General features: G+C 63.6%; 13 protein-coding genes. 10 read left to right on the forward strand and 3 right to left on the reverse strand.

From position 1 onward, the window contains the following. The first annotated feature begins 113 nt into the window (after positions 1-113). From aroQ to ACYP01_RS17610, 3 genes are read left to right on the forward strand one after another with little or no spacing between them, the layout of a single operon-like run. The gene (gene aroQ, locus ACYP01_RS17600; protein WP_003944454.1) at positions 114-563 is read left to right on the forward strand and encodes a type II 3-dehydroquinate dehydratase; all 450 of its coding nucleotides are present in this window, start codon (positions 114-116) and stop codon (positions 561-563) included. After that, positions 563-1441 carry a shikimate dehydrogenase gene (locus ACYP01_RS17605; protein WP_459681495.1) on the forward strand — a complete coding sequence of 293 codons (879 nt, stop codon included), beginning with the start codon at positions 563-565 and terminating at the stop codon, positions 1439-1441. The genes aroQ and ACYP01_RS17605 overlap by 1 nt, the downstream gene beginning before the upstream one ends. Further along, a complete protein-coding gene (locus ACYP01_RS17610) occupies positions 1438-3351 on the forward strand; it encodes a TIM barrel protein (RefSeq protein ID WP_459681497.1) in 1914 nt (637 codons plus the stop codon). The genes ACYP01_RS17605 and ACYP01_RS17610 overlap by 4 nt, the downstream gene beginning before the upstream one ends. Here the strand turns inward: ACYP01_RS17610 and fdhD are convergent. Beyond that, on the reverse strand, positions 3302-4171 hold the full coding sequence (fdhD, locus tag ACYP01_RS17615) for a formate dehydrogenase accessory sulfurtransferase FdhD (protein ID WP_003944453.1): 870 nt from the start codon (positions 4169-4171) through the stop codon (positions 3302-3304). The two genes, ACYP01_RS17610 and fdhD, sit on opposite strands and share 50 nt — an antisense overlap. A 1-nt stretch (position 4172) precedes the next feature. Next, a complete protein-coding gene (locus tag ACYP01_RS17620; protein WP_176742005.1) occupies positions 4173-6482 on the reverse strand; it encodes an FdhF/YdeP family oxidoreductase in 2310 nt (769 codons plus the stop codon). A 121-nt stretch (positions 6483-6603) separates the two neighbouring features. Between ACYP01_RS17620 and ACYP01_RS17625 the strand changes: the two genes are divergently transcribed. The 3 genes from ACYP01_RS17625 to ACYP01_RS17635 all read left to right on the forward strand — a co-directional run bounded on the left by ACYP01_RS17625 (position 6604) and on the right by ACYP01_RS17635 (position 10335). Continuing rightward, on the forward strand, positions 6604-7611 hold the full coding sequence (locus ACYP01_RS17625) for an iron-siderophore ABC transporter substrate-binding protein (protein WP_003944558.1): 1008 nt from the start codon (positions 6604-6606) through the stop codon (positions 7609-7611). 63 nt (positions 7612-7674) lie between these two features. Next, on the forward strand, positions 7675-8289 hold the full coding sequence (locus ACYP01_RS17630; RefSeq protein ID WP_003944518.1) for a GNAT family N-acetyltransferase: 615 nt from the start codon (positions 7675-7677) through the stop codon (positions 8287-8289). Positions 8290-8301: 12 nt separating this feature from the next. Beyond that, complete coding sequence (locus tag ACYP01_RS17635) at positions 8302-10335, forward strand: S9 family peptidase (RefSeq protein WP_204855920.1); 2034 nt, start codon at positions 8302-8304, stop codon at positions 10333-10335. A gap of 71 nt (positions 10336-10406) precedes the next feature. Here ACYP01_RS17635 and ACYP01_RS17640 read toward each other — a convergent pair whose 3' ends face one another. Then, positions 10407-11108: a hypothetical protein gene (locus tag ACYP01_RS17640; RefSeq protein WP_459681503.1), complete on the reverse strand. Its 702-nt coding sequence runs from the start codon at positions 11106-11108 to the stop codon at positions 10407-10409. Positions 11109-11280: 172 nt separating this feature from the next. Between ACYP01_RS17640 and ACYP01_RS17645 the strand changes: the two genes are divergently transcribed. Genes ACYP01_RS17645 through ndk form a run of 4 tightly spaced genes read left to right on the forward strand, consistent with a single transcriptional unit; the run spans position 11281 to position 16273 of the window. After that, entirely contained in the window at positions 11281-13962 is a 2682-nt protein-coding gene (locus ACYP01_RS17645) for a valine--tRNA ligase (RefSeq protein WP_037131571.1), read from the forward strand. Next, complete coding sequence (gene folC / locus ACYP01_RS17650; RefSeq protein ID WP_459681506.1) at positions 13959-15398, forward strand: bifunctional tetrahydrofolate synthase/dihydrofolate synthase; 1440 nt, start codon at positions 13959-13961, stop codon at positions 15396-15398. Before ACYP01_RS17645 ends, folC begins: the two co-directional genes overlap by 4 nt. Continuing rightward, a complete protein-coding gene (locus tag ACYP01_RS17655) occupies positions 15395-15835 on the forward strand; it encodes a DUF4233 domain-containing protein (protein WP_003944448.1) in 441 nt (146 codons plus the stop codon). Before folC ends, ACYP01_RS17655 begins: the two co-directional genes overlap by 4 nt. Before the next feature lie 18 nt (positions 15836-15853). Continuing rightward, positions 15854-16273, forward strand: a complete 420-nt coding sequence (gene ndk / locus ACYP01_RS17660) for a nucleoside-diphosphate kinase (protein ID WP_003944527.1) — start codon at positions 15854-15856, stop codon at positions 16271-16273. Positions 16274-16542 lie beyond the last annotated feature (269 nt).

Here is a 16542-nt window from a genome sequence, read left to right on the forward strand (position 1 = left end):
TGTCAGCAGTTTGTCGACTTTGCTTGTCGAGTCCGCGCCGGGGGAGTAACGTCCAGTGAACTAACTCACTAGTTCGTACATTAGTTTCGAGCGTCAACCCCGAGGTGCCCCTGATGACTTCATCTCTACCGGTTCTGGTCCTCAACGGGCCCAACTTGAATTTGTTGGGCCAGCGCCAACCGGAGTTCTACGGGAGAGACACGCTGGACGACGTAGTTTCCCGCTGTGTAGCGGCGGCCGAGAAGTTCGGGGCGATGGTCGAGGCAAAGCAGTCGAACCACGAGGGCCAACTGATCGATTGGATCCACGAGGCCAGGGGAAACGTTGCGGGCATCGTCATCAATCCCGGCGGGTACTCGCACACCTCCGTTGCGTTGCGTGACGCTCTGGTCACACTCGATGCCCCCGTCGTGGAGGTGCACATCAGCAACATCCACAGTCGCGAAGAATTCCGTCACCACTCGTATGTCTCCGGCATCGCCGACGCCGTCATCTGTGGATTGGGAATCGACGGATACAGCGCTGCAGTCGAATTCGTCTGCATCCGAGAAGGGAAGAACTGATGAGCGATTCGATGCTCTGCGGTCTGATCGGCACCGGAATCGGAGCCTCTTTGACTCCGATCATGCACGAGGAAGAAGGGCGCAGGCAGGGTCTTCCGTACGTCTACCGCATCCTCGATCTCGACGTGATGGGCATGGCGACGTCGGACATCGGTGAACTTCTCACCTATGCACGACGTTTCGGGTTCCGCGGCCTCAACATCACTCACCCGTGCAAGCAGTTGGTGATCGAGCACCTCGACGAGCTCTCGCCGGATGCGAGCCGGCTCGGAGCGGTGAACACGGTCCTCTTCGACGCCGGCAAGGCGATCGGACACAACACCGATTGGTCGGGCTTCGGCCGAAATTTCGACGACGGACTTCCCGGAGCACAGCTCGATCGCGTCGTGCAGCTCGGTGCCGGCGGAGCCGGTGCGGCGGTTGCCTATGCCGCGCTCACCCGTGGCGTCGGGACGCTGACGTTGGTCGATTCGAGCCTGCCTCGCGCGGAGGAACTTGCACAAACCTTCGCCCAGCAGTTTCCGGCCCAGGTAGTCGAGGCGCGGCACACGAGCGACCTCGCCGAAGTGCTCGGCAAGGCAAACGGATTGATCCACGCGACGCCGATGGGAATGGCGGCTCATCCCGGAATGGCATTCTCGCCAAATCTGCTTCGCCCTGATCTGTGGGTGGCCGAAATCGTCTACCGCCCACTCGAAACCGAACTGTTGCGTCAGGCAAGGCTGATCGGAGCCCCGACGCTCAGCGGAGGCGGAATGACTGTCTTCCAGGCCGTCGACGCGTTCCGGATCTTCACGGGCATCGAGCCCGACAGTAAGCGGATGCTCGCGCACATGACGGAACTTGTACACGGCGAACAGACTGCGGCAGCGCTGTGAGTGCCCCGGTCCGGACGTCGATCGCGACGGTATCGCTCAGTGGCACTCTCGAGGAGAAGCTCGACGCCATCGCTGCTGCCGGCTTCGACGGCTTCGAGGTGTTCGAGCCGGATTTTGTTGCTTCGCCGTGGTCCCCGAAGGAATTACGAACGAGGGCTGCGGATCTGGGCTTGACCCTCGATCTGTATCAGCCGTTCCGTGACTTCGACACGGTGGACGAGGCCCAATTTGCTCGGAATCTTGTTCGAGTGCAACGCAAATTCGAGCTCATGGATCAACTGGGGTGCGAGACGCTCCTGGTGTGCTCCTCGCCCCTGCCGACCGCAAGTCACGACGACGGTCAGTTGACAGAGCAATTCGGAGCTCTCGCCGAACTGGCGTCCGAGCACGGCAAGAAGGTTGCCTACGAGGCGCTCGCGTGGGGTGCCCACGTCAACACGTACGGCCATGCGTGGCAGATCGTCGAGGGCGTCGACCATCCTTCGCTCGGTACCTGTCTGGACAGCTTTCACATCCTCTCGCGCGGTGACGATCCCGCCGGAATTCGCGAGATTCCCGGCGAGAAGATCTTCTTCCTCCAGTTGGCGGACGCTCCGTTCTTGGCGATGGACATCCTCCAGTGGAGCCGGCATCACCGAAACTTCCCGGGGCAGGGCAGCTTCGATCTCAGTGCGTTCGCTCAGCATGTCTACGCCACCGGTTACGACGGACCGTGGTCGCTCGAGATCTTCAACGACGTATTTCGCCGCGCTGACACCCAGCGGACGGCAATCGACGCTCATCGGTCGCTCCTGCATCTGGAAGAACAGGTCGCTGCCGCGAACCCTGCCGCCGGTGGACCCACGCTGTTCACCGCCCCGGAGCGCACCCCGCTCGAAGGGATCGTGTCTCTGCGAATCGCTGCGGGTCCGGCTAAACAGGACCAGGTGCACTCGATGCTCTCTCGCGTCGGTTTTCATCTTGTCGGACGGCACCACGATCACGATTTGCAGTTGTGGCGGCACGGACCGCTCACCGTTGCCGTGGATGCGACTGCGGGCACGGTGTGGACGGCGCCCGGGCTGCCTGCGGATCTACCGGTTCTCACTCAGATCGGCATCAGGGCAACCGAACCCGAGGTGTGGGGAGAGCGCGCTCTGGCTCTCGAAGTGCCGGCGACGCGCGTGCAGTTGCCCGGTTCGAGCGACGAGAACTCCGAGGTACCGGACGTCGTACGCTTGAAGGTCACCGATGCGACATCGATCGACCTTCGTGGCCCTGGCAGCGCTGCAGCGTGGGAATCGGCATTCGAGATCTACCCGCTGCCCGCCGAGCGCAATCGTGAACAGGGCGCAGTGTTCACCGGGATCGACCACGTGGCACTGGCAGTTCCGGCGGAGAGTTGGGACGGCATCATGCTGCTCCTGCGGTCCGTGTTCGAGATGCAACCGCACGAGGGGCAGGACGTCACCGATTCGGTCGGACTCATGCGGAGCCAGGCACTCACGCTCGTTCAGGACGGTGACGGACATACCCTGCGGATCTCACTGAACATGGTGGAGGGCAGTCGAAGCGGGCTGCCGACGGTCCGTCGCGGCGGCGTCAGCCACGTCGCTTTCGCGTGTGAGAACATCTTCGGTGCCGCTGCGTCCATGCAGGACTGGGGCTTTGCTCCGCTACCCATTTCCCCGAACTACTACGACGATCTGGACGCACGTTTCGGTCTGAATTCAGAACTGCTCGACCGGATGCGCAGCGCCGGAATCCTTTACGACGCTGACGCCCGCGGTGAGTTCTTCCACCTGTTCACCCCGACGGTCGGGGGAGACCTGTTCTTCGAGGTCGTGCAGCGAGTGGGTGGATACGAGGGCTACGGGGAAGTCAACTCCGCTGTGCGACTGTCGGCTCAGTTGCGTGCGAGTTCGACGTGACCTCGACTCGGTGCGGGTGCGAGTAGACGTTCATCGAATCGCCGCGGATGAAACCGGCGAGAGTCAGCCCGGACTCCTGCGCTAGTTCCACGGCCAGCGACGACGGCGCGGAGACAGCACCGAGGATCGGAATGCCGGCCATGACGGCCTTCTGGACGAGTTCGAACGACGCCCGCCCGCTGACGATCAAGATCGTGTCGTAGAGGGGCACTCGGCCGTCGGTGATAGCCCAACCGATCACCTTGTCGACGGCGTTGTGACGGCCGACATCCTCGCGCAGTGCCAGGAGTTCGCCGGTGGCGGTGAACAATCCGGCCGCGTGCAGGCCACCGGTGCGCTCGAAGATCCGTTGGCTCTCCCGCAGTGTGACCGGCATGGCCGACAGGATGGTCGAGGTGACGGAAGTCGTGTCACCGACCAGCGGATGTCGCGTCGTGGTTCGGACGGCATCGAGTGACGTCTTGCCGCACACGCCGCACGCGGAACTGACGACAGTGTTCCGATCGGTGGTGTGATCGGGCAACGGCACTCCGGGAGCGAGAGCGATGTCGAGGACGTTGTACGTGTTCGCACCGGATTCGTCGACGCCGTCGCAGTAGCGGACGACGCTCACGTCGTCGCGGGTGGCGATGACACCTTCGCTGAGAAGGAATCCGTGCACGAGGTCGACGTCGTTGCCGGGGGTCCGCATCGTCACTGCCAGCACCTGACCACCAACTCTCATTTCGAGTGGTTCCTCGACGGCCAGCGTGTCGGGGCGCGTGACGACCCGATCTCCCGAGATTCGAACGACCGGTGTTCGTGCGGTGACTCGTCCCATCTCAGGCGCCCGATGCTTCGAGTCGAACGGTGACGGCCTTCGACACCGGCGTGTTCGACTTGGCTGCAACGTGTTCGAGGGGAACGAGCGGATTTGTCTCGGGGTAGTACGCCGCAGCATTGCCGCGCGGGGTGTCGTAGGAGACGATGCGGAATTCCGTGACCCGACGCTCTTCGAGTGTGCCGTCGGGTGTTGTCCACTCGGACACGATGTCGACGAGATCGCCGTCACGGAATCCGAGCGCGGTGATGTCTTCGGCGTTGACGAGGATGACCTTGCGTCCGCCCTTGATGCCGCGGTATCTGTCGTCGAGGCCGTAGATCGTGGTGTTGTACTGGTCGTGGCTGCGCATCGTCTGCAGAATCAGGCGCCCACTCGGAGTGGGTATCCAGTGCAGGTCGTTCACGCCGAAGTTGGCTTTGCCGGTGTGCGTGCGGAACTCACGCGAGTCACGCGGCGGGTGGGGGAGTTGGAATCCGTCTGGCTCTCGAACGCGGGAGTTGTAGTTTTCGCAGCCTGGCACTACCCGTGAGATGGAATCGCGGATCAGATCGTAGTTGCCCTCGAAGGCCGACCAGCGGACGGAGTGATCGTTGCCGAGTAGTTCGCGGGCGAGTTGGCAGATGATGGCGACTTCGCTACGCAGGTAGGGGCTGACCGGTGTGAGGCGTCCGCGCGACAGGTGCACCATGGACATCGAATCCTCCACGGAGACAAGCTGCTTTCCGCCGGCTTGGACGTCGAGGTCGGTGCGTCCGAGGGTGGGGAGGATGATCGCGGTCTGCCCGTGGACCACGTGACTGCGGTTCAGCTTGGTGGACACCTGCACGGTGAGTTCGCATTGACGCAACGCTGTTTCGGTCGCTGCGGTGTCCGGGCTTGCCTGGATGAAGTTGCCGCCCATCGCCATGAAGAAGCTTGCCTTGCCTGCGTTCATGGCGCGGATCGCGTCGACGGTGTCCCATCCGTGCTTGCGGGGACTCGAGATCGAGAACTCGGTGTCGAGCGCGGCCAGGAACTCTTCCGGCATCTTTTCCCAGATGCCCATCGTGCGGTCACCCTGGACATTGGAGTGTCCTCGCACCGGACAAACGCCAGCACCGGGTTTGCCCATCATTCCACGCATGAGCAGCAGGTTGACTGCTTCTTCGATGGTGGCGACTCCGTGTGTGTGCTGAGTGATCCCCATGGCCCAGCAGGTGACGGTTCGCTCGGATCGGGCAAGTGCGGCCGCCGTTTCCTCGAGCTGTGCCATCGACAGACCCGTTGCCTCGAGTACCGTCTCGAGATCGACCGCGCGGATGTGCTTCTCGTATTCGTCCCAACCGGCGCAGTACCGGTCGACGAAGGCACGGTCGACGACCGTCCCGGGAGCGCGATCTTCCTGCTCGAGTAGCAGCTTCCCCAGGCCTTGGAACAGCGCCATGTCGCCGCCCAGTCTGATCTGCAGGAACTCGTCCGCGATGTCGACTCCGTGCCCGATCACGCCGGACACCTTCTGTGGATCCTTGAACCTGCGCAATCCCGCCTCGGGCAGAGGATTGATGGCAATGATCTTGGCGCCGTTGCTCTTTGCCTTCTCGAGTGTGGAGAGCATTCGAGGGTGGTTGGTGCCGGGGTTCTGTCCGGCGATGAGGATGAGATCGGCGTTCTCGAGGTCGGGAACCGTCACCGAGCCTTTGCCGATGCCGATGGATTCGGTCAGTGCGCTTCCGGACGACTCGTGACACATGTTGGAACAGTCGGGCATGTTGTTGGTGCCGTAGCTGCGAATCATCAACTGGTAGAGAAACGCGGCTTCGTTGGACGTGCGACCGGAGGTGTAGAACACCGCTTCGTCCGGCGATGCGAGGCCGTTCAGATGTTCGGCGATCAGTGCGTACGCGCCGTCCCAGTCGATCGGCCGGTAATGGGTTGCTCCCGGCGTCAGGACCATCGGGTGCGTCAGTCGCCCCTGCTGTCCGAGCCAGTAGTCGGTCTTGCCATCGAGATCGGCGATCGAGTGCTCCGCGAAGAATTCGGGTGTGACGGTGCGAAGCGTTGCTTCCTCGGCAACAGCCTTCGCTCCGTTCTCGCAGAATTCGGCGGGCTTGCGATGTCCGGGAGTCTCCGGCCACGCACACCCCGGGCAGTCGAAGCCGTGGCGCTGGTTGAGTCTGGTGAGCGTTCGGGCGGTCCGCAAGGCTCCCATCTGCTCGATTCCTCGTTGCAGCGACACCAGAACGGCCGGAACTCCGGCGGCGTAGTCCTTGGGGTGCGTGACTTCGAGATCCGATTCGTCGATGTCCTTCGAGGGGCCCTGGCGCGTCATGTCTCCATAGTGGCCCGAACGGCGCGGTACTGCCATCGAATGGGCCGGTCGAACTAGCCGGAATGAAGCTTTCATCGGCTAGCCTTACCTACCGAACCAGCAGACTTTAAGGGGTAGGAACATGGATCGAACGGACGCAGGTCGGCTGACCCGGCGCGGATTTCTGATCGGCACGTCGGGAGCGTTGCTGGCATTCGCCGCAGCCTGCTCCAGTTCGAACGACGAGGACACACCTCCCAGCGGTGACTCTGCGGGATCGATCACCCACAAATTTGGGGCTACCGAGCTGCCCAAGGATCCGCAGCGGATCGTCAGTGTCGGATACAACGATCAAGATGCGATCCTCGCCCTCGGTGGGACTTTGGTCGGAACCTTCGACTGGTACGGCGATTACCCCTACGGTGTGTGGCCATGGGCGCAGCCGCTGCTGAACGGGGCGACTCCCGAGATCATCGGAACCGCGGGCACCACCATTCAGATGGAGAAGGTCGCTGCCACGACACCCGACCTGATTGTCGGCACCTACTCCGGGCTCACTCAGGCGCAGTACGACAAACTCAGTGCCATTGCGCCGACGGTGGCGCAGCCGAAGGAGTTCGCGGATTACGGAATCCCCTGGCAGAACCAGACGACCATCATCGGCGAAGCGCTGGGGCAGCAAGGGAAGGCCACCGAGCTGATCGCCGGCGTCGACAAGAAGTTCGCCGACGTGAAGACGGCCAATCCGGCGTTTGCCGGCAAGACCGTTCTGGTCGGCGCGTTGAAGGGGCCGGGGCAATTCGGGGTCTACGGACCGGAAGACCCCAAGGTGAGGTTCTTCACTGAACTCGGATTCGTGAATCCGCCTGTCACCGATCAGATCACGGGTAACTTCGCCGAGATCAGCACCGAGCAACTCTCGCTTGCGGACGTCGACGTACTCGTCTGGTACGCCGGTGGTGGCTACGGCGACAAGCTTCGGGCGGAATTGGACAAGACCCCGATCTACCAGGAACTTGACGTCGTGAAGGACGGCCGCGCGATCATTCTGGAAGACGCTGCTGCCGAAGCCATGACGTGGAGCACCGTACTGAGCTTGCCGTATGCGCTCGAACAGATTCCGCCGCGGATTGCGGGCTTGCTCGTCTGATCGGTTCAAGGACAGCGCTGTTCAAAGTCCAGGGATTCGGACAGTCGGCGGTACTCTCGCCTCATGGGTGTACACGTGCGGCCGGCTGTCCGATCCGATATTCCGGCGCTGTCGGCGGTGTTGGCCGAGGCGTTCGAAGATGATCCTTTGATGGCCTGGATGTTGCCGGACGAGGACTCCAGGGCTGAGCGCCTGACGAAACTGTTTGCCGCAGAAGCTCGTTACCACCACTTCGCCGGTGGCGGTGTCGAGGTGGCCACCGATGACAACGGCGTGATCGGCGGGGCAACTCTGTGGGATCCGCCGGGGCGGTGGAAGCAGTCGTGGATTTCCGGGCTCGTGAGCCTGCCCGCAATGGTGCGTGTCTTCGGCAGGGGGCTACGACACGCGGCCGAGGTCAGCTCCGTTCTCGAAGGAGCACACCCGAATTCGCCGCACTGGTATCTCGCGACCGTCGGGACCGGCAGCGCGGCGCGCGGTGGGGGATACGGCAAAGCGCTACTGAACTCTCGGTTGGAGCGTTGTGACCGTGAACATGTCGACGCTTACCTCGAGAGCAGCAAGGAATCGAACATCCCGTACTACAACCGCTTCGGTTTCGAAGTGACCCGTGACATCGTCATGCCAGGCGGCGGGCCGACGATCTACGCAATGATGCGTCAACCGCGGGGCGCGTGATACGAACTAGTGGTGACCCAGATTCCCGAGCTCCACGCAGGCACACCGTTCGACGAACTCGACGACTACATCGCTCTGGCCAGGTTGTCCGGCCTGGTGTTGTCACCTGACGGCTCGCTGCTGATCTGCGCGCGCGCCGTTCTCGACGACAAGAGCGCCGAATACGTGTCCTCGTTGTGGGAGATCGACCCGGAAGGCCGGCGTCCTGCGCGTCGGTTGACCTGGGGTTCGACCAGCGAGTCCGGTGCTGCCTTCGCGTTCGACGGCGACGTGCTCTTCACTGCCACGCGAGCCGTGCCGGGCGAGAGTGATCCGCAACCAGCACTCTGGCGCCTACCAGCGGCGGGCGGAGAAGCTCAGCTGCTGATCTCGCGTCCCGGTGGTGTCTCGTCGGTATCAGCGGCGAAGGCGGCGCCGACGTTCGTGGCCCAGACGTCGGTCATGGCTTCGGCGATCAGCCTCGACCAGGACGATCAGGTGCGATCGGCGCGCAAGGACAAGAAAGTCACGGCGATGCTGCACACCGGTTATCCGGTGCGCCACTGGGACCACGACCTGGGCCCCGATCATCCGCATCTGGTTGTGGCCGAGACGGATTCGAAGGAATCCGTCGAGTTGCGGGACATCACGCCAACTGCAGGCGCGGCGCTGCGAGAGACGTCGACCACGATCTCCGACGACGGTCTCTTCGTCGTGACCACGTGGACTGTCGGCGATCCGAGTGCCGCCCGCCGATCGACGTTGGTTCGGATCGACACGGTGACCGGCGACCGAACCACCCTCGTCGACGAGGCGGACGCGGACGTCTACAACCCGGTGCTCTCGCCGGACGGAACCAAGCTCGCGTTCATCCGGGAGACTCTCACCACGCCGGAGTCCGCGCCGCGAATGACTCTGCAGCTCTACGACTTCGGATCCGGTGCCGTGACCGGCGTCGCCGACGGCTGGGATCGCTGGCCCACCTCCCTGGCCTGGCTACCCGACGGATCCGGGCTGGTGGTCACCGCTGACGACGGCGGCCGCGGTCCGATCTTCACGATCGACCTGTGGGGCCAACCAGTGCGCCTGACAGCCGACGACGCGGCGTACACCGACGTTCGAGTGGCGCCGGACGGTGAGTCGATCTACGCGTTGCGAGCCTCGTACGAAGCGCCCCCACACGTGGTGCGGGTCGATCTGCGATCAGGTGAGATCACCGCACTTCGTGGGCCCGACACTTTGCCGGAGCTGCCGGGAACACTGACCGAGATCACCGCGCGTGCCGAGGACGGTTCGACGGTGCGTAGCTGGTTGGCGCTGCCGACGGGCGCCGCGCCGCATGCACCGGTGCCATTGCTTCTCTGGGTCCACGGCGGCCCACTCGGTTCGTGGAACACCTGGTCCTGGCGGTGGAATCCGTGGCTGCTCGTCGCCAAGGGCTATGCAGTACTGCTACCAGATCCCGCGCTCTCGACCGGATACGGCCAGGACTTCGTCCAGCGGGGGTGGGGTCAGTGGGGCAAGGCGCCCTTCACCGATCTGATGGCGATCACCGATGCTGCTGTCGCCCAGCCCGAGATCGACCCCAAGCGAACAGGCGCGATGGGTGGTTCGTTCGGCGGTTACATGGCCAACTGGATTGCCGGACATACCAACCGTTTCGACGCCATCGTCACCCACGCGAGTCTGTGGGCACTCGATCAATTCGGCCCGACGACGGACGCTGCCTGGTACTGGCAGCGCGAGATGTCGCCTGAGATGGCCGTCGAGAATTCGCCGCATCTGTACGTCGCGGACATCACGACTCCGATGCTGGTCATCCACGGCGACAAGGACTACCGGGTTCCGATCGGTGAGGGCTTGCGACTCTGGTACGAACTGCTTGCCGAGTCAGGTCTGCCCGCCGACGACGACGGGAAAACGGACCATCGCTTCCTCTACTTCCCCGACGAGAATCATTGGGTGCTCAAGCCGCAGCACACCAAGATCTGGTACGAGGTGGTCACCGCGTTCCTCTCCGAGCACGTTCTCGGCGAAGATGTCGCGCTACCGGAGATTCTGGGCTGAACCCGCGCGTGCCTCGTTCGGATGAAACACCGAACGAGGCACGAGCGTCTTCGCGTGGATCCGGACCGGAATCAGGCGCCGGGGCAACGAACGGTGTACGACCACTCGGTGTGGTCAGGGCCCGTGACGCGAACCAGAACGGACGACGCCCCACCGGCGGGCACGTTGACGACAGCTGAACCAGTTCCCTCGTTGATGTTGTCGCCGATGTATCCGGTGCTGTGGATCAACCGTCCTTCGTAGTACACCTCGATCAGGTCCGGGACGTTTTCGGTCTCGTAGCCGAGCACGAACGAGGTCGGGCCACCGCGGCCGAGTTCGTGCTTGGTGCTGGTGATTCCTGCGCCGCCCGAGACGGTCGAGGCGTCGCAGCGCTGCGTGGGCGCAAACGATCCGCCGCCGCCGCTGCCGCTGGCCAGGCCACTGAGAATGTCCCTGACGTTGCCACTGGCCAGGCCGTTGACGATGTCCGTCGCGCTGGTCGAGCCGGCGTTCAGGCCGCCGAGGACGTCGTTGAGGTTCCCAGTGGCGATCCCGCCGACGATGTCACCCACGCTGCCGCTGGCGATGCCGTTTGCGATGTCGTTCCCGATATCGCCGACGCTTCCGTTGATCGTGGCGCTGCCACTGTCGATGCTTCCTTGCACACTTTCTTCGATGCCGGGGGCAGCGGACGCAGTCGCCGGAAGCACGAGGGCAACCGCCGCTCCGATCGTCGCGGCCGCCGCCAAGGTTCGAACGCCGGAACGGCGAGAACTCCAGTTGTTCAACATATTTGCTCCACGGGTAGTTGGTCGGTCGTCCTTCAGAGCGATCCTGTCAGCGGAGCGGATCGGTGAATATCGTTTGTTCGGCTGACCCCGGACTGCGGGGCAGTCGTTCGTGTGCGCTGCCGCGGCCGACGGGCGAATTCGTTCACGACGGGGGAGTCATTAGGATCAAGTGGTGACCAGTGCAGCTCCAGAGAACCCCCAGACCCCCGCCGACGCCCTACCCAAGAGCTGGGACCCCAGCGCGGTAGAGGCCGATCTGTATCAAGGCTGGGTAGACGCCGGGTACTTCCAGGCCGACGCGACCAGCGACAAGCCCGGCTATTCCATCGTGCTGCCGCCCCCCAACGTCACCGGCAGCCTGCACATGGGCCATGCCCTGGATCACACCCTCATGGACGTGCTCAGCCGTCGCAAGCGGATGCAGGGCTACGAGGTGCTGTGGCTGCCAGGCATGGACCACGCCGGCATCGCCACGCAGTCCGTCGTCGAGAAGCAACTCGCTGCCGACGGAAAGACCAAGGAAGATTTCGGCCGCGAGCTGTTCATCGACAAGGTCTGGGACTGGAAGCGCGAATCCGGTGGAACCATCGGTGGCCAGATGCGGCGCATCGGTGACGGCGTCGACTGGAGTCGTGATCGTTTCACGATGGACGAGGGCCTCTCCCGCGCCGTCCAGACCGTCTTCAAGCGCATGTTCGACGAGGGCCTGATCTACCGCGCCGAGCGTCTCGTGAACTGGTCGCCGGTGCTGCAGACCGCGATCTCCGACATCGAGGTGAAGTTCGAGGACGTCGAGGGTGAGCTGGTTTCCCTGCGCTACGGCTCGCTCGACGACAACGAGCCGCACGTCATCGTCGCGACCACTCGCGTCGAGACGATGCTCGGTGACACCGCAGTGGCGGTCCATCCCGAGGACGAGCGCTACAAGCACCTCATCGGCACCACTCTCGACCATCCGTTCACCGGGCGTCAGATCCCGATCATCGCCGACGACTACGTCGACCCCGAGTTCGGAACCGGCGCTGTGAAGATCACGCCGGCTCACGATCCCAACGACTTCGAGATGGGCCTGCGGCACAACCTGCCGATGCCCACCATCATGGACAAGACCGGCAAGATTGCCGACACCGGAACCGAATTCGACGGAATGGACCGCTTCGAGGCTCGCGTCAAGGTTCGCGAAGCTCTCGCCGAGCAGGGACGCGTCGTCGCCGAGAAGCGCCCGTACCTGCACAGCGTCGGGCACTCCGAGCGCAGTGGCGAGGCCATCGAGCCTCGTCTCTCGTTGCAGTGGTGGGTCAAGGTCGAGACGCTCGCCAAGGCTGCGGGTGACGCGGTTCGCAACGGGGACACCGTCATTCACCCGGCGAGCCAGGAGCCACGCTGGTTCGACTGGGTCGACAACATGCATGACTGGTGCATTTCCCGTCAGCTCTGGTGGGGTCACCGCATTCCGGTCTGGTACGGCCCCGAGGGTGAAGTTGCGTGCTTCGGTCCTGACGAAACGGCGCCGGAAGGCTGGGTCCAGGATCCCGACGTCCTCGATACCTGGTTCTCCTCCGGACTGTGGCCCTTCTCGACGATGGGCTGGCCGGACAATACGCCCGAACTCGAAAAGTTCTATCCCACCAGCGTTCTCGTCACCGGCTACGACATCCTGTTCTTCTGGGTCGCCCGCATGATGATGTTCGGCACCTACGTGTCCGAGGACGAGTCGATCACCGCCGGTCCGGGTAAGTCCGGCGCGCAGATGCCGTTCAAGGACGTGTTCCTGCACGGACTGGTCCGCGATCAGTACGGCAAGAAGATGTCGAAGTCTCGCGGCAACGGTATCGACCCACTCGACTGGGTCGATCGTTTCGGCGCCGACGCCCTGCGATTCACACTTGCACGCGGCGCCAACCCGGGCAGCGACCTGTCCGTCGGTGAGGATTCGGCGCAGTCCTCGCGCAACTTCGCGACCAAGTTGTTCAACGCGACCAAGTTCGCTCTGATGAACGGCGCTGCTCCCGCGCCGCTGCCCGCTCGAAGCGAACTGACCGACGCCGATCGTTGGATCCTCGACCGTCTCGACACGGTCCAGGCCGAGGCGGACGCCGCATTCGATCGCTACGAGTTCAGCAAGGCGTGCGAAGGCCTGTTCCACTTCGCGTGGGACGAGGTCTGTGACTGGTACCTCGAACTCGCCAAGGTGCAGTTCGCCGCCGACGAGGCCGTCGCCGCGAACACCCGCGCCGTGCTCGGCAACGTTCTCGATGCACTGCTCCGCCTCCTGCACCCGGTCATTCCGTTCGTGACCGAAACCCTGTGGAAGGTGCTCACCGGCGGCGAGTCCGTCGTCGTCGCCGAATGGCCCACGTTGTCCGGTGAGGCAGTCGACGCCCAGGCCGCAACCAGGATCGAAGACACGCAGAAGCTGATCACCGAGGTGCGACGATTCCGAAACGATCAGGGACTCAAGCCTTCCCAGAAGGTCCCGGCTCGTGCGTCCGGGCTCTCGGAGGCCGGCATGGACGGCCAGTTCGCCTACGTGGCGGCGCTGGCCAAGCTGACCGAACCCGAAGAGGGATTCACCGCGTCGATCTCCGTCGAGGTGCGCCTGAGCCAGAGCACCGTCACTGTCGACATCGACACCTCGGGCACCATCGACCTCGGCGCCGAGAAGAAGCGGCTCGAAAAGGACCTCGCGGCAGCGCAGAAGGAACTCGTCACCGCTGACAACAAGCTGGCGAACGAGGCCTTCCTGGCGAAGGCGCCCGATGCCGTCGTCGACAAGATCAAGACACGTCGCCAGATCGCCGTCGAAGAGATCGAGCGCATCACGGGACGTCTGAAGGAGTTGGCCGACAAGTGAGTTCGTACGAGCCGTCCCAATTCGACGCTCAGAGTTCGGTTCCGACTCCGGTCGACATCGCCGAACTGGCGCTGGTGGAAGCAGAACTCGACAAGCGTTGGCCCGAGACCAAGATCGAGCCGTCACTGACTCGTATCGAGGCGCTCATGGATGTCCTGGGCTCGCCCCAGCACAACTATCCGTCGGTGCACGTCACGGGAACCAACGGTAAGACGTCGGTGACGCGCATGATCGATTCGTTGATGACGGCTCTGCATCGTCGCACCGGGCGAACCACCAGCCCTCATCTGCAGATCGCGACCGAGCGGATCAGCATCGACGATCATCCGATCTCGCCGCGGCTCTACGTGGACACGTTCCGCGAGATCGAGCCGTACGTGCAGATGATCGACGCACAGTCGGAGGAAGCCGGGGGACCGGCGATGAGCAAGTTCGAAGTGCTCACCGCCATGGCCTATGCGGCCTTCGCGGAGGCGCCGGTCGACGTCGCCGTGGTCGAGGTCGGCCTCGGCGGACGCTGGGACGCCACCAATGTGATCGACGGACAGGTTGCGGTGATCACCCCGATCAGCCTCGATCACGCCGAGTACCTGGGCACCGACCTGGCCGGGATCGCGGAGGAGAAGGCCGGGATCATCAAGAAGGGCCGCGAGGACCTGGTTCCGGTGGACACCGTCGCGATCATCGCCGAGCAGACTCCCGAAGTCATGGAGGTATTGCTGCGGCGTGCTGTCGAGGTGGAGGCCGCGGTCGCTCGTGAAGGCTCGGAGTTCAAGGTGCTTGCTCGCCAGATCGCGGTAGGCGGACAGCAGCTCGAACTTCAAGGCTTGAGCGGTGTGTACACCGACATCTTCCTCCCCCTTCACGGTGAGCATCAGGCGCGCAACGCCGCTCTCGCGCTCGCGGCTGTCGAAGCGTTCTTCGGTGCCGGTCCGGATCGACAACTGGATCAGGACGCAATCCGCAACGGGTTCGCCTCGATCGTCAATCCTGGTCGCCTCGAACGTGTTCGGAGTGCGCCGACCGTATTTCTCGACGCCGCCCACAATCCTGACGGTGCCCGCGCTCTCGCGGCCGCACTGGCCGCCGAGTTCGACTTCCGCAAGCTCGTGGGAGTGGTCAGCGTCATGGCGGACAAGGACGTCGACGCCATCTTGACTGCATTCGAATCCGTCTTCGACGAGATCGTCGTCACCCACAACGGGTCACCCCGGGCGATGGACGTCGAAGAACTGGCGAACATCGCCGTCGCGAAGTTCGGCGACGAGCGCGTCGTCGTTGCGCCGGTGCTTGCCGACGCGTTGGAAGTCGCGATCGAAATCGCCGAGCAGGTCGCCGAACCCGGTGAGGCCGTATCAGGGGCGGGTGTGGTGGTGACGGGATCCGTCGTGACCGCAGGCGCCGCCCGCACGCTGTTCGGAAAGGACCCCGCGTGAGTACCCCGTCAGATGCCAATCCCGAGTCCGGAGACCACGAGCCCGGAGACACTGCCGGCGAGTTCGGGCCGCCGACCAAGGACCCGTGGAAAAGCTTCCGCGGAGTGATGGCCGGAACCCTGATCCTCGAGGCGATCGTCGTGCTGCTGGCTTTGCCGGTTGTCGCGGTCGTCGGCGGAGGCCTCACCGCGGCCTCCGCGGGATTCATAATCGGGTTGGCGGTACTGATGATTCTGGGTGCGGGCATCCAGGGCAAGCCGTGGGCGATGGGGTTCAACGTCGCGCTGCAGGTGATCCTTCTGTTCGGTTTCTTCGTCCACCCGTCGATCGCCGGTGTCGCGATCACCTTCGGGATCGTCTGGGGATACCTCGTCTACCTGCAGAGAGACATCAAGCGCCGGATGGACAAGGGCCTGCTTCCCGGTCAGCGGGACTGACCATTTAGGCTGTCCGCTGTGACTGAGCGCACCCTCGTACTGATCAAGCCCGACGCCGTTGCCCGTGGATACGTAGGAGAAATCCTCAGCCGTATCGAGCGCAAAGGCCTGACAATTGCAGCACTCGACCTCCGCGTAGCTTCCGAAGAGGTGGCTGGTAGCCACTACGCAGAACACGCCGAGCGTCCGTTCTACCCGAGCTTGTTGGAGTTCATCACCTCCGGTCCGCTGGTGGCCGCAGTGCTCGAAGGCCCCCGCGCCATCGCTGCTTTCCGTCAGTTGGCCGGCGGAACCGACCCGGTCGACAAGGCTCTTCCGGGTACGATCCGCGGCGACTTCGGACTCGAAGCGCAGCAGAACCTCGTTCACGGCAGCGACTCCGTGGAGTCGGCAGAGCGTGAAATCGCTCTGTGGTTCCCCGCGCTGTCGTCCATCTGAATCTCCGATCGGGCCTCTGGCCCACATGAACGGGCCTTCGGCCCACATCTCCACAGCGAATTCTCGGCACGTATCCCACATCGGTGCGCCCTTTGCAGTTGCAGGCGCGTTGGTGTGGGATACTGCTTTCAGTTGAACCGCAATTTGTTTTACGCACGTTCAACCGGATGACACCTAGGTTCGATGCCCTTTCATCGCTGCTCCAGGTCAACAGGAAATCCCTGGACCTCTGCACGCTGGATGATCAGGCGCTCGCGCACAGGACAACG

Source organism: Rhodococcus sp. no. 34 (assembly GCF_054589475.1).